General features: G+C 42.2%; 5 protein-coding genes. All 5 read left to right on the forward strand.

Annotated features, from left to right (window positions below; all coding sequences use genetic code 11):
• The first annotated feature begins 3 nt into the window (after positions 1 to 3).
• The 5 genes from ABWV45_RS11005 to ABWV45_RS11025 all read left to right on the forward strand — a co-directional run bounded on the left by ABWV45_RS11005 (position 4) and on the right by ABWV45_RS11025 (position 16,592).
• Positions 4 to 4,659 (forward strand): phage head spike fiber domain-containing protein, encoded by a 4,656-nt coding sequence (locus tag ABWV45_RS11005; protein WP_353351589.1) that lies wholly within the window; start codon positions 4 to 6, stop codon positions 4,657 to 4,659.
• Positions 4,659 to 7,568: a hypothetical protein gene (locus ABWV45_RS11010; protein WP_353351591.1), complete on the forward strand. Its 2,910-nt coding sequence runs from the start codon at positions 4,659 to 4,661 to the stop codon at positions 7,566 to 7,568. The genes ABWV45_RS11005 and ABWV45_RS11010 overlap by 1 nt, the downstream gene beginning before the upstream one ends.
• 172 nt (positions 7,569 to 7,740) lie before the next feature.
• The gene (locus ABWV45_RS11015) at positions 7,741 to 9,129 is read left to right on the forward strand and encodes a DUF8740 domain-containing protein (protein ID WP_353351593.1); all 1,389 of its coding nucleotides are present in this window, start codon (positions 7,741 to 7,743) and stop codon (positions 9,127 to 9,129) included.
• A 6-nt stretch (positions 9,130 to 9,135) separates the two neighbouring features.
• Positions 9,136 to 16,032: a toxin TcdB middle/N-terminal domain-containing protein gene (locus ABWV45_RS11020; protein WP_353351595.1), complete on the forward strand. Its 6,897-nt coding sequence runs from the start codon at positions 9,136 to 9,138 to the stop codon at positions 16,030 to 16,032.
• The gene (locus ABWV45_RS11025; protein ID WP_353351597.1) at positions 16,032 to 16,592 is read left to right on the forward strand and encodes a hypothetical protein; all 561 of its coding nucleotides are present in this window, start codon (positions 16,032 to 16,034) and stop codon (positions 16,590 to 16,592) included. The genes ABWV45_RS11020 and ABWV45_RS11025 overlap by 1 nt, the downstream gene beginning before the upstream one ends.
• Positions 16,593 to 16,598: the final 6 nt, after the last annotated feature.

Below are 16,598 nucleotides of genomic sequence, written 5' to 3' on the forward strand. Positions count from 1 at the left end.
GAAATGAATTTTTATAAAAATATTGTGCGTCCTATATCGCAAACGTTATTCGCCTGCATATGCTTGGTGCTGCCTCTGCATGTATCAGCCCTCAATTTAAAAGCTGAGCAATGGCAACTGGTGAGCTTCCCTCGATTGCCGGCTAATGCCTCAATTGACAATACTTTTGGTGATGCTAAATCTAAAATAACAGCAATATGGACGTTTGATAACAATACAAAAACATGGCAAAGCTGGCCTAAATATGAAGGTCTAGAAACCTCAAATTTAACCCACTTAAACGTAGGGCAAGGCTATTGGATGCAAGCCACTCAAGATATTAACCTTGAAATAACAAACGCCAGCGAAACTGTTGGCGAAATGGTGTTGTACCCAGGTTGGAATTTAATCGGTTTGTCATCTGATAATTTAATCCCCCATGAGCAAGCCTTGGCAGGTGTACCATTTTTAGAGATATGGAAATACGACTCAAATCGAAATAAATTCTTATCGGTTCAAAAGTCCCGTGGCTCACAAATTATTCTAAAAGAAGAATTTACCGATATCGAAGTCAATACAGGTCTTTGGGTTTACATGGCCGAGCAATCAGCCTTATTGCCATCAATGGGTACCTTGCTACCACCTGATATCGACCTAGAGCCACTGCTAAGCCTAAGCGAATACGGTGTAGAAGCCCTTTGGGATAACCTCACACCTGGTGATATCGACTGGAATGGCGATGGCTATTTTGATTTTCCAAATACTCAAGACACAGTAGCCTTTGGAGACTTTCTAAATCGCCAGCGAATTGCTATTACTAATGATGGTAATGGTGTATTAAACTGGCAAGCCACCATTGAACCTGCTGTAGATTGGTTATTGTTTGAATCATTAGATGAGGGGGGGCAAGCAGTTCTGACTGATTTTGCAATAGGTAACGTATCAAATTCTAATGGTGAATTGATCATGGTTGCAAATCGTACAGGTATGCAATCCTCAAATAATTACAAAACCCAAATCGTATTAAGAGCAAATGGCTCAGTCCAAGAAAAACGCATTGATGTAACGTTAGATGTTGCTGATATTATTGGCGATTATGAAATGACAGTGAATATTGCCAGCATTAACGACAAAACTGCGGATGTGCATAACCCTGTTTATTTCTTAAGTTTTGCTCCTGATGGTGAATTTTCTGTGAAAGCGTTCTTAGATGAAGAGCGTTCATTACTAATTCCTGAAATTACCTATCTTTCGGGTGCAAAGCTATCTGACCCAGAGTCGCATTTTCAGGTTCTTGGTCAGTTACATCTGCCAGCGGAGCATGAGCATAATCCATATAATCAAGAAATACGTCGAGAATTTACAATTACCGGAAAGCGAGGTAGTGAAACAGACGGCTTATCTCCGTTAGATTTGAAAGGCTCATATTCAGAAAATATTTATGGTGTATTTGATCAACCGATTCAAATTCAAGGTGAATTTATAGCTCGTCGATTATCTGCAGAACCAAAAAAGAAAGACTCAATAATTTCAGAGTTTAAAGAAGGCAATATATTATCTGGCTCTCCAGAAAGCCCATCTGTTAATTTGTTTGATTTAAATATCACAGAGAGGTTCAGTATTATTGATGTGATGACAAAACTAAAAGTCAACCATCCTGTACCTGAGTCTCTAAGTTTAGCATTAATTGGGCCTAGCTGGTTTAATGAAGAAACTCAAGAGGAAGTAAGAACAATTGCAAGCCTCCATGAATATCAAAGTAGCGACCTAAGTAATGTTAGTTATGATGATTTTGATGAATCCATAGATTCATTAGATATTTTCAACGGTCAGCTAAGTTTAGGCCAGTGGACACTATCAATAACTAATACGTCAAGCAGTGTTGGTAGACTCGAAAATTGGAGCTTAGATGTAAGCGGGGCATCAGTACATAAGGTTACAGGGACCTTGCCAGATGCAGGGATTAATATTCAATTAAATGGCTGTGGTATTGTCTTAAATACCGAAACGGATGAAAACGGATATTTCGAATTTGATGGATTAATTCCGTGTGATTATGAATTGGCAGTTTTGCAGTTAGGTTATGAAGTAACCACAGCCACTATACGAATTAAAAAGTGTACTACTGATCAAGGTGGAACTCAGTGTGATACGGAGGAAGACTATACTGAAGCTCTAAGTGCTTCTCAAATAGAAGAGCTATCCCCTCAATTAATTGCCTCTAGTGGCGAGATGAAAGTATTACTTTCACCCTCCACGGCGCAATTGCCAATAACTCTACAAGCTGTAGACGTTACCGACTACAATCAATTAGACAAAACACTACAGTCTCGTACATGGCAATTGTATAAACGTATTAATAACACAACGGCTATTAGTGAAGATGGTTACCTTATTGATATAGAGCCTAAACCGGGTGAGGTGGAATTTGGGAAGAATTATATTTCGTATTCTGAGAATTTTACCCAATGGTCCCCTGTCGGCGTCCGACTCTCTAAGGCAAATATCCTAGACCCTAGATCAGGTAATGCAGCGGTTAATGCTGTACACAATGGTAATGGAAAACTTGGTTGGATATTTAGAAGTGAGACCCAGGGTGATGGTACATTCCCAGTTAAATCTGGAGATGTCGTAACATTCTCCGTATTTGCAAAAGCGGGTTCGACAAATCAATTACGTTTTCGTTTTGGGGATGGGTCGTCATTTATTTCTTCAAAATTGCTAAATCTAGTAACGGGTGATGTCATAAGTGAGACAAACTTACCTTCAAAAGTAACGCCTCTGGCAAATGATTGGTATCGTGTCGAAGTATCATTAAAGGCTTCTAAAAATTATACTGACATGCATTGTGATTTATCTATGGCTAAAAATGGCATTTATGAAATTACAACCCAAGAAAACCTTTATGTGTTTGGACCTCAATGCGAAGTCAATAGAGCATCAGGTTTAGTAAACTTTCAAAATGCAGAAAATCATAACGCTAAAAACTACCACCCTGACCCTTACAATGAAAATGGATGGAATTGGGGTAATGCCAGTAATGGTACCTTAGCGAAAGTCGAAACGCTGAATCCATCTAATGTGCCTAATGTAAATTTGGCAGAACAAACCGGTTCGGGATATTTTATACCTGTTAATTCCTATAACAAAGGTTTAGAAGTTAAAGCGGGTGAGAGAACTTATTCGTCATTTATAGTTCGTGTTCCTGATGATTCAGAAGCCTTTGGATTGTCACTTCAACTAGGTATGGATGGAGACCTATCAAGATTCAAGATTCACTCAAACACTAAGCAAATTTTATGGAAAGCTTACGATATAGATAATTACGAAATTTTATCTTTACCAGATGATTTTTACCTAATTCAAGTTGAGCGAACTCATAGTCGTGATTTATCTAATGTTTTTGCGAGGTTAGTTTTTGGAAGTGAGGTTAATGGCTCTGTCGCCCCTGTGGGCTCAAAAGCTGAAATCCAAGGTTTTTATGTGGGTAAATCACCATTTACCAACCCATATGTAATGCATAAAAACTATAAACTAGAAAGTGATTTAGATAACTGGCATAAAGCCCGCTATACCGCATCTATTGCAAATGGCGCGGTTAAATTAGTCAGTACAGGTGGCGACCCTCAATTTCTCCGTTTCCTAAAAAATACTAATGATGAATTTGACGGTAGTAAATACTCTCACGTTAAAATTCGTTATCGCGTGAATCAAGGCGTTGATTATAATAGTCTTTTCTTCGGTAATGAATCAGCTGATAGCTTTTCTGGTAAAAGGCATATTGTATTTGGATCTTTTGCAGAGCAATCATCTGAGGTAACACTAGAAGGGCCAGATGCAGATGGTTATTATGTGGCGACACTCGATCTTTCAAACAATAGTCGCTGGACAAAACAAGGCTTAGTTACCCGCCTCCGTTTTGATTTTGCTTCCAATGCTATTGGTACCGATACAGATGTCGACTATATCAAAATCTACAACCCTGATGCATACGAAGCTTACGCAGCCGATTACTGGCCAGCCTCTTACACGGCCCCTAAACCATTAAGCGAAGTAACCGCATCGGCCTATATCCCAACGGGAGCCGCTCACGCAGAACGCTCTATTAATGGCCAACAAAATGTATTGATCACCGAACAAACTACAGGGTTGAGAGGCAGCTTCTCTCATCAATTTAGCAATATCCGCAGTAATGCCGGTGTGTATTTTGTTAAATTAAATTCAGATGTATTAAATGCATCCCGCAATGCGGAAACCTTGCCGTACACCACGCAAGATATTTTGGCCATTAAGAATCCAGAAGCCATCCACGTGGGCATGTTCTCGTTATTTGGAGCAGCTGGAACACCGTCACTAAAAGCCATGGACAGCGCCACTTTTGATATTGACCGCTTCCCACTTATGAGCACATCAGGCTCGCAAGGAGTAGAAGATAGTGATGGATTTAAAGCAGACGACTTAGAAGACGACGCATACGAGACCAACGCCCCTAACGATGTTGGCCCAAGTGCGGGTGGTGGTTACTATGCGGTGCCAACGGGTATGGATGCACCAGCGGGTAATTTAAATAAACATTATAAAATGTACATCAGCGCAGGGCAGTTGTACCAAGGTGGTAGCATGTACAGTGGTGGCGTGCGTTTAGATACCGGCATTCAAAGCCAAGAGGAGAGTAAATAATGAATTTCTCGAGCGCTTTTACACAAAAAATGGCTTTAATTTCGTTAATGTTAGGCATCATCTTTGCCCAAACCACAACTGCAGAAGAACGTAACCGAGAATTAGAAACACCGCATGCAGGCATCAGTGCTGCATGGGGGTTACTTGCTTGTGGTGAAAGTTATAAACTCACCTGGTTTGAAGGTACACCAAACAGGGTTGTTGGCAAAACGTATGAAGAACTATTAACAAGCCTAGACTCGAAACCAGATGGAACCGAGCATGGAGTCACTCTAGGGTGTAACTTAAATGTGAATCACATGGGGTATTTGTTGCAGGCCCATCAAGCATTTGAGGCTATTTTGCTTACGGCAGACACCTTATCACAAAAGCATTTAAATCATGCTAAATGGGGCTTTCAAGAGAGTTTCAATTTTTTAGCTGAAGCAAGATTATTAAAAGGTAATAATTCATTAGTGAAGGGTTTACGAAATCGTTTTAAAGCGGATGACGACCCAAGCACTAAATCACAAATTGAATTACTTACTGAAGCAAAAGGTATTTTTAAGCAAGGCTTGCTAGAAGCGACGCCATCTCTAATGGGTTTCAGTTCAGTATTACGCCCAGTGGGTAACGAAGGTAGCGCACTTCCATTTTTAGTAAATAATACTCAGGGACCAACCACCCCTAATGAATTTCAGCGTTATACCGAGTTATTAAATCGCTATGGTATGGTAGCTTCTAGTAATGCTAAATTCATGTTTTTTAAGAACAATGTTAAAGACGTTGATAACCCCCCGTACCGTAACTTTCCTGGGCCAGAAGATTTAGATCTCAATCATGATCGTATCCAAAACGAAGTTGGCCGTACAGAGGCTGCTAAATTAGCGAAAGAATCTGCAAGTCATTTGTATTTACAGTCAATTGCCCTTGCTTCATTACAAAGCGAAGACCACTTTCAAGATAACAATGGCTATCAAATTAAACGCCAAGTAAACGACATTGATCGTCTATATCAAGATATTCAATCTGGGTTTAACCCATTACTTTTAGCGGGAGATTTTGTACCCTATCAAAGAGTGGAAAATTTTTTGAATATAGCGGCAGATAGAATAAAAGAAGCAACTGAAGCGGAGCAGTCAGCAAAATCAGCATTACGCACTTATGAGGTGGATCAGACCACCTTAGCCAGCGAGTTACGTTCACAAACCTCTCAATATGTAGATCAGCTAGCAGAGCTAACAGGTATATCACCTGATGGTTATGATGTGCACACAGCGCAAGGTCGACAAACTTATAAAGACGAAGTGTTTCACTCTGTTACTGAGGAGCAAGCCGGGACAATAGGGATTGAGGTACTGGCTTACCAGCAAGCTCTCTTGGCGACCAGTCAAGTACGCACTCAAATTACCAATACAGCAGAAAAAATCGTCATTGAACAACAGCGCAGTGGCGATCTGGGTAAGTTATTTCTAAAAAATGGCGAAGAATTAAGTTTACTACAATATGCCAATACCATGGCGACTTGTTGTAACGTATCTAAAGGATCGTCAACAGGTACCTCAAAAGGGACATCTACTGGCTCTTCACGTGGTGGCTCTAGAGGAATATCTGTTAGCGGTGGTTTGGGATCTTTTTCTATTTCTAAATCTTGGGGGAAATCTTGGGGTACCAGTAAGGGGACAAGTAATGGTCAATCTTGGGGCACCAGTGAAGGTTCTTCTCGTAACCCAAATATTGAAAAACTGGCGAAAGGCCAATCAGCCATGGCATTTTTGCAAGCCATACAACAAGCCGATGTTGATGCAATTAACAGTGGTGCGCTGCTTAAAAACATGGCCTTAGAGTTGGCAACTTTAGATGTCTCATTAGAGGCATCTTTAAAAGCAGAAGAGCGTCAGCAGGCCGTAGTTGACAACCTATTTAAAAAAGCGGAGCGGATTTTAGCGAACTATGCTGTCGCAATTGCAGACTTCGATAGTGCTTATTACAACGACCCTGCTTATCGCATGGAGGCCAGTCGTACCGAACAAGCAGCCAATGACTCTTTTGAAACAGCAATAGAGCTTACCTATTACGCGGCTAAAGCATTGGAATATCAATGGAGCGAGAAATTCAACAACCCTGTATTGCGTTTAGATGGTGGTTTACCCGAGCCTTTATCTGTGTCGTATGATCCTTATGTTCGTGCTGAGTCGGTTTTTTCGGCTGAGTTTGCCGGTAGCTTTAGCCCAAATTTAGGGGATTTTTTTGATGCATTAAAAGCGTGGGACTTAAAAATGCGTCAATTGCGTTACCCTAGCCAACAAATCGCAAAAGTACGCTTCTCGTTAAAAGATGACATTTTAGGTTTTGGTCAATTTACCCCAGACATTGCCGAGGCAAAGTTCCGTAGCTTTATTGAGGCAAATCGCATTTTAGGTGCCAACCCAGAAAACCGAGATGTGCATTTTGAATTTACGCTGGATATTGCAGATGAAAGTATTTTCCCTGCACACCCCAATATCAAAGTAGAATCCATCAACTTAAATTTAGTCAGCACTGCCAGTCGCTCTGTGCGTGGTGATAACAACATGTCTCCAGCTTTAGTAGATTTGGTTATGTTAGACCGCTCATTTGTACGTACCTTTTTTACTGAGTATCCGATTAAAGATGATATTTTCAGTTATACCCTACAAAAGGGGCGCATACTTGAGCAGTCGCCATTTTTAGCAACAGTTGAAGCCAGTATTGATGGTTATGCTAGCCCAGAAGTCGTGCCAAATACCCAGTTATCTAATCATAGTCCAGCGGTGAGCACATGGATGTTACGTATCAAAAATAATCGATATAACAATCGCAAATTACAGTTTCAATATTTAAGTGATATAGAGGTTGAATTGGAATACAGCTTTGGTAAACCAAAGGATATTCAATTTCCAATTGAGTAATAGTGAATCAAAAAGCTGACAAATATTCTTTAAGAGCTGGAAGACAACTGTGCCTTTGGGATTTAAAAACAAAACGTGGCTTGGATAAGCGAAGCGCATCCGAGATGAAAAATTAAATTTTAAAACCAAACTTCGGCATTACAAAAAATAATGCAAAAAATTGGGGAAACACATGAAGTTACACACGAAAACGAAAAGTCTAGCCAAAAAGATATATACATTATCTTTACTGGCAACATTAGCTATGACGCCTCTTCCCGCATTTACACAAGGGGAAAACGATATTAGCCGCTTGGTGCCATTTCAAGGGCGCTTACACAATGCAGAAGGCGAAGCTGTATCCGATGATGTGTATGATATAACGTTTAATATTTATGCCACACCAACGGGTGGCACCCCAGTTTGGACAGAATCCCATAATAATGTGAGTGTAATTCATGGTTATGTGAATGTTCTATTAGGGGCGATTAATCCCATGCATAGCGATGACTTCAGCCACTCAACACCTGCCTATGATTGCAACGAAGAGTGCGTAGATTTCACCACAAAAACATATTTAGGCATCAGTATAGGTGGTGGGGCTGAAATGTTTCCGCGCTCGCAATTAGTGCCAAGTTTCCATGCGTTTACATCAAATCATGCAGACCATGCTACCCGCGCTGATGATGCCGATAATGCGGATAAATTAGGTGGGTTAGTCGCCAATACTTATGCGCAAATAGATTATGTTGATAGTGAAATAGCAGATGCGAATTCAGATGTAACGTCGCTTTCAACTCGAACCGCTAGTTTAGAAAGCAAGTTTACTGGTGCAAAAGCTAGGGATGCTGAAAAACTCGATAATGTTGATTCATCTGGATTTATGAGGCAAGAATTTGTGAATGGGCATTACGGGTTAACTGCAGGTGGAAACTCTGGAAAATTCATTAGAACATCACAAAAAGGCTTCATTCCATATCAACCTGGAGGGCATGGGAATTTAGGCACTAGCGACTGGCCTTTTAATATTATTCAAGCAAATGATATATATGATAATGGTGTCATATTAGAAAATAAATATTTAGGTAAAAATGCAAAGGCAGCGTCAGCAATTCAAGCTGATAATGCGGCTAAACTAGGTGGCCAAAATATTAATTATTTTCGTAATGCCAGTAATATAAATTCTGGACAATTGAATGTTAATAGGATACCTACAGGGGGAGTTGATAATAGGGGGGTTCTTAAACGGGCAAAATATGCGATAGGAGTTTCGGATTGCGGTATATCAAATAATTGCGGCTATTATTGGGATAAAAATACAGGGTTTATAACTATCTGGGGAATGGTTCCCGCATTAGTAGATACAGTAGTTGTGACGTACCCTCAATTTATTACTGGAGACAGGAGTGTTAATGCAACGCTGAATGTAACATCAACAGTTTCACATAATGGAGGGTGGGATAATGCAGCAAATGCGCATGTTTATGGTTTTACACAAGCAGGTTTTACTCTTGATATGAATGACAGTGCAGGTAACGCAAATGTATTTTGGCGTGTAATCGCCCATAAAGCTGTAAACTAAGCCAACGTGCAGTACCTAACCCAAACCCCAGCCTTACTTAAGCAGCAAGCCTTCCGCTTGCTGCCGTTTTTTTTCACCTGTGTCTTGGCCATTTCCCCAATGCCATTTGCACACGCTGAAGAAGACACATCGGTTAAAGGCGATAATATTTCCTTGCCAGAAGGCCCAGGTTCGTTAGAAGGCTTAGGCAAAGCCTTCGAGCCTTCGTTAAACACAGGTGGTGCAAGCTACGCCGTGAGCATTGCTGTGCCAAAAGGGCCGTCGGGTTTGCAACCTGAGTTGTCATTAAATTACAGTTCAGGTAAAGGGGCGGGTATTGCCGGTTTAGGTTGGGAATTTAACATTCCCAGCATTCAACGCTCGCAAGAAAACGGGCAACCCACTTATAGTCATATTGATGTTTTAACTTACATGGGCGATACCCTAGTACCATTAACCGATGGCTCTTATGCACCCAGTAAGCAATCGCAATTTATTCGTTTTTATCAAACTCATTTAGGGTTTATTGCAAAAGATAAAGCCGGTAATATTTTTGAATTTGGTGCCGTTGATGAATTAAATTCTGGCAGCAATCACTTAGTGGCCACTGGGCCAAATGTGAATACCTTGAACGGTATTTATGAATGGAAGCTCACCAAACACACCAACGCCAAAGGCGTCAGCATTACTTACCAATATGCAACGCCACATGAGGCCAATCAAGATGCAAAAGCAGTGGCCTCGCAAAATATTTTAGCGGTTTCGCGTATTCAATATGGTTTATCGTCAGCGGTAAAAAACACCATAAATGTTAATTATGAAATTCGCCCAGATGGTTTTACCAGTTATCAATCGGGCTTTAAGCAACATACCCAGCACAGAATTAAATCTATAGAAGTATTGCATGGCAACCGTCTGCTTTGGTCTTACCAATTAGCCTATGAATATGAACTGGGTGATAGTTTGTACCCAAGCAAGCATGAACAGGCGCTGAATTCTGGCATCAGTTTATTAAAAAAAGTCACGCGCTTTAATCCAGATAAAACCCAACAACTGCCCCCCATGCGGTTTGAATACAGCGAGATTTTCGCTGCCGATCAAGACATCGCACCACTGGGTAACTTCTCAAGTGATGAAGACATCGACTTAAACCAAAATGGTGTGTTAGACACCAGCGCACTGATTCAAGTGCAAGGCTTGCCCACGGGTATTAATGTGGTTGGACAAGATGCCAGCCTCACAGATTTAACCAATGACGGTTTACCGGATTGGTTATTTTATAAAAACGGCCAGTACCACTTTGCTCAAAACCTAGGGCCAAATAAACTGGGCCAACCCCAATTTGCAGCGGCTAAAACCTTAAACCGCGCACCGGTGGCACCACTTAACGATGCCAGTGTGGACCTCACCGATTTAGATGGCGACGGCCAAGCAGACTTTTTACACCGCATCAGCGACAGTACATGGTTGTATTACCGCAACCAAGGCAATGGCGAATTTGCACAGGCTGTGGCTTACCCGAATATTCCAACCATTCGCCCGGGTACCACTGGCACCTCGTTCATGGATATTAACCTTGATCAGCGTCTTGATATTATTTCAGCGCAGGATCAATACCTGCGTTACTGTCAAAACGGCGAGGCCAATCCAGCGGCATCATTGGCACAAGGGTACGACCAAGACCTCGCCCCATTTGGAAATTTCCCCGGCCCAGAAGACATCGACTTTAACGCCAATAAACAATTTGATATCCCCCAATGGCAATGCAGTGGCAGTATTTTAAGCCCATTGCCGGCAGGCATTAATCTCACCAATAAAGCGGTTAAGCTGGCTGATATGAACGGCGACCGCTTAAAAGATTTTGCATGGCTGCGCCAATTAAATTCAAAAATTCAGGTGAAATACTGGCCACACAAAGGGCAGTTAGCCTTTGATGATGCCATTGCTATTCAAAACGGCCCAGATGCCACAGGCTTAGTAGTTGAGCGCTTAAAACTGCAAGACATTAACGGCGATGGCCTTGCGGATTTAGTCTATGTGCAACCGGGGCAAATTCGTTTTTGGTTACAACAATTAAGTGCCAATGGCCCACGCTGGGCCGATGCACAAGCGGTTGAAGCGCCCAACTATGTACCCACAGCGGTAGGTGTGTTTGAAGGAGACATCAACGGCAACGGCACCAGTGATTTTATTTGGGTGTCGGCCAATGGCAGTATCACACCGCAATATTTAGACATCAGCGGCGATACCAAATCCCATTTAATGACGGTGATTGATAACGGTATGGGTTTGCGCACCCAGCTGGATTTCACCAGTATGGGTGCCATGCAGCAAGCGGCCAGTGATGCCGGCTATCCATGGCAAATATCCAGCCCAATTTCGCAACAAGTGGTCAGCAAACGCACCCATATTTTACCCCTTGATACCACAGGAGATAATCAAACCGACCGCATCGTGCAGACCTATGATTACCGCGACGCCTATTACGACGCCTACAAAAAACAATTCCGTGGCTTTGCCTTTGCACAGGTAGAAACCTTAGGGGATACCGCAAAAGGCACTCAAGTTAGCCGTCACTATTTTTACACTGGCGCACCAGATGGCCAAGACAACGACGGCGACGGCAATATTGACGAGCGCGAACTAGACGGCACCACCGAAGAAGCGCCGCTCATTGGCAGTACAAAAATGGTGGAACTATCCAGCAAAGCCATTCCCACAGGGGCGCAAGCTGGCAACCCAATTGATTTGATTCCGGGTGTTGAACTGGCTCACGATCAAACCGTACAAAAACAAATAACGGCATGGTCACTACGCCGTATTCATACAATAAATTCCACCGTGGCCAGCATGTCTGGTAAAGAGGTGAGCTTTGTTCAAAAAGATAAAGAGCAAACCGTCTACAGTGAATTTTCAAACAATGTTAAACAATCCATAAAAGAACACAGCTATGACGATTGGGGCAATTTAGTCAGCACCACAGATTACGGTTTATTAGATGAAATCGGCGACGAAAGTTTTACTAAGAACACATTTGCCTATCATGCAAATGGCGTATTTCAAATGCCAGCCAGCACCTATGTATATGCCGGTTTAGATGATCGCGGGTCACGCTTAAGTGGCGAGAAAACCTATTACGATAACCTAGGCTTTGGTCAGTTAAGCCGCGGCTTGGCAACGCAAAAACAAAATTGGAAAACCGCGCAAGAATGGGTCACCACTCAAACTAACGTTTACGATGGAATTGGTAACCCCATTTTATTAATTGACGGAGAAGGTCGTCGCCGTCAATTAGTGTGGGACACCCACCACAGAACCTATCCAACCGAAGAATGGATCTACGCCAACGGCGTGGATAAACAGCCCCTGCGTATTCAAGCCATTTACGACACAGGCCTTGGGGTACTCACCCAGCACATAGGGTTTAATGAAGAAACCACCACGCTCACCTATGACGACTTTGGCCGTTTAACCAGCATTCAAAAGCCTCATGAATCCACACCGGCCACTCAATACAGTTATCATTTTGTAGACCCGTTTCGCCAGTTAGAATACCAATTTGCCTACGAAGGCTTTAACGACTCGGGCCTAACCGCCAACGCCCTTGATAAAACCAGCTTTGTGCAAACTCGATTACTGCGTGATGATGATCAAATTGAAGAAGTCCGTGCCCACATTGACGGCCTAGGCCGTGAACTGGCCACTATCACCAAAGACGAACAGGGCTACATAGTTAGTGAATCCAAATGGTACGACAACCAAGGTCGTGCCATTAAAACCTTTCGCCCATGGCGCACTCCAAGCCAAGCGTTTATTTTGCCAAGTGGCGATACCCTAGCTACCGACATCCAGCTAGACCCTCATGGTCGTCCATTGAGCGAAACTCTACCAGAGGATAACCTAGGTAATCGTTCAATCATTAGTTATGAATACTTTCCGCGTAAAGTACTTACAACCGACCCAGCCGGTTACCAAAGCGAAAAAACCTTTAACGCCCAAGACAAGGTATTGCAACTAAGCCAACAAATGCACATCGACGACGCATTAACTTGGCAGCACTCGCAATTTATTTACGACCCACTGGGGCGCTTAACCGAACTAAACGATGCCCACAACAACATCAAACATCAACGCTTTAACGGCCTAGGCCATAAGGTTTGGCAAAGTGATTTAGACCAAGGCGTCACCCAATATCAATACGACACCACAGGTAAGCTCATCAGCAAAACCGACCAAATGGGACGCAACCTGTATTACCATTACGACGGTGCAGGGCGCTTAACCCAAGTATTAGATAACAGCCATAAACAACTTTTCCAATACCATTACGACCAACCCCAATACGCCGCACAAACCACAGGCTACAAGGGCAAGCTTACATGGGTAGAAGAATTTCACGACAGCACGGTGAATAATGGTCAACCCCATTCCGAGCATTACCACTATGACTTACGCGGTAATGTCATTCACAAACAACGCTCTTTGTTTGGCGTGCCTTATAAGTTTCATTATCAATACGATGGGCAAGATCGTTTAGCGCGCCAAATCTTCCCCGATGGTGATAATTTAGATTACCAATACAACCTACGGGGCCAGCTTAAATCCATCAGTGGCATGGTTGATAAGTTGCATTACGACGAAGCAGGACAACTAAAAACCATCGACTACGCCAACGGCACTCAGCAACAGCGTAATTACGATGGCAAAGGTCAACTGATTGACCTAGCCAGTAAAAAAGGCAGTAGCCAATTAGATTTACTTACCTACCAATACGATGGTCGCGGCAACTTAGAGCGCATCGACAACATTTTACAAAGCCGTTTAACCCAAACCTTTGAATACGATGCCATCAGCCAACTGAAAATCGCCACCGGTGGCTATGGCCAATTGCGTTACCAGTATGACGCCATTGGTAATATTCTGGCTAAGCGCCACGACATGCCAGCTAATTGGTCATTAACCACCGATCATGACATGCAAAACTTGCAATATGCAGGGGGAACTAAGAACCGCATTAGTAAAGCTGGTAAAGCAGGACCACACGCCGTAACTAGCTCTGATAACGGCTACGAATGGCAATACAATGGCGTGGGCCAGCGCGAAAAAACCACCTACCCAGATGGCAGCTACAGCCAACTGAGCTGGGATCAATTGGGCCGCCTCACCAAGTGGGAAAAGAAAAACGCCAGTGATGAATTGGTCAGTTTTGAAGCCTATCAATACGACTTTAAAGGCCGTCGTATTTATAAAACCTCTACTACAGTGGGCGCAGGTTTGGCGAATAGTAATTTCTATGTGGACAAACACTACGAAATTCGCAACGACAGCGCACAAAAACATGTGTTTGCAGGTAACTTACGTTTAGGTCGTTTAGAAACCCCCATCGTACAAGCCTTACCGCAAATTCGCGCCTACAGTTTAAACCCAGGTTGGAACCAAGTTTTCCTACCGGTTCAGCCCGATGGCAGCTCCATTTTTGAACAGCTTGGAACGTATGGTGCCACACAAACTGTATTACGCTTTAATAGCGAAAAACAACGTTATCAAGCGTACGATCAAAATAAAACAGAGCTGGTTTACAAAACCTTAAACAAACTCAACGCCCGTGATGTGGTGTGGATTAAAACCCCAAGCCAACAAACTTGGGAATTTGAAGGGGCTAGTCAAGCGCAAGACACCGTCGCTCAAGTATTAAACCCAGGTTGGAACCAAGTACAGCTACCCATTACGCGCAATAACGGCGGCGAAACATCCCTTGAGTTATACGCCCGTAAAAACGGCCTAAGCAACATTTGGCATTACGACTCTGCCAATAACCAATGGCAACATTATTCTGCTGAAAACGATTCCGTAGGCGCGACCTCGGGCGCGATCAATGAACAATTATTGCCAAACACATTAACCGAGATTCAACCCAATAAAGTGTACTGGGTACAAACCCCACGCTATCAAGTACTCAGCCAAGCGGGTGGCATTAACAGCACCAAATACTTTATTCACAATAACCACATGGGCAGTGTCATCTTAACCACCGACATTAACGGTGTGGTACAGCAGGGCAGCCAGTATTTACCTTATGGTGCCCCGGCTAATGCACAAAACGCCGAGTTGCAACCCTATGGCTTTAGCGCCAAAGAGCGCGACGCATCGGAATTAATGTATTTCGAAGCCCGCTATTACGACCCGCTCAGTGCCCGTTTTATTTCACCCGACCCGTTATTTGCGGCGGAGTTGGAGAAGTGTATTGAGAGCATTATTGAGTGTAATTTGTATCAGTATACGGGGAATAATCCGGTTAATTCAGTTGATACAGAAGGTACTTTTTTATTGACAGCTGGCGTTGCGATGATTGCTGATGCGGTAACGCAGGGTGTATTAATTGCAGCTGGTGTACAAGATGAATTTGATGTAAGCAGTGTTATAGTTAGTGGCGTGGCTGGAGCAACAGGAGTTGGTTTAACTAACTTAGGAAGGAAATTTGGTAAAGCTGGTGAGGTATTTTTGGATATAGCAGCTGAAACTGGAGAGACAGTTGCTAAGTCTACTGTGAACAATATTGAAGAGGGTAAAGGTTTTGAGGCTCCTGATCCCGCTGAACTAGCATTAGGAACAATGAGCAGCTTGGGTAGTAAGAAAATGATGGAAACCGGCGGAAAATTTTTGGGCCAAGATATGGCTAGCTTTAATCCTAAAGTGAGAAATGTAGACAATAAAATTGCATTTCAGAAAGAAGCTTTGAATTCAGCGAAGTCGAATAGTGAAATTATAACAAGAACTGCAAAAATTGAATCTCTTTCTAATAGTAAAGTTGTAAATGATATTACTAGTAGCTATAGCGAGGCAACATCTCTAGTTATGGGGGAATTAGGTAATAAGTCTGTAGGGAATACGGTTACTGCTGCAACTTCAGAGAAAGGTGATTGATGGCTAAATTTTTATGTCATAGTTTATGGTTTGATTTTGGTGTTGTATTGCCAATGCTTATATCAGGTGTATTCCTGAGTTGGATTGCACTTTTGGGGTTGGATGATGTTACAGAGCTTAAGCAGGTGGATGAAACATATGTTTTATCAGTTTTGTTCTATTTTATTTTACTTCTTCCGTCAATATTCATAATTTTCAAAAGTTTTACTCAAATTTTATCCTGGATAATATTTGGCTGGATCAAAAAATCATATGGTAATAAGAAGGGGCATATAATTTTTAGTTTTTCCGGAAGATGCATTAACCTTATCAATTTATGTTCAATTGAAATTGACAAAATTCGAAGCATTTCATATATGAATACTGAATTAGATGTAAATACGAAAAATGGAGAAAAGAAGCCAATATTTGGTGCAAAATGTAAATGGAATGAAGGGTTTGAGGTTGAATTTAAAATCCCAAATAAAATATATATCGAGGCAAAAAAGAAAAATTATTATGTATGGTTTCAAGTTAGGTATCTTAAATATTTGAATTTTTATCGTTGTTTTAAGATATAAACAAAA

Source organism: Oceaniserpentilla sp. 4NH20-0058 (genome assembly GCF_040371755.1).
In the GTDB taxonomy this organism is placed as follows: Bacteria; Pseudomonadota; Gammaproteobacteria; order Pseudomonadales; family Oceanobacteraceae; genus Bermanella.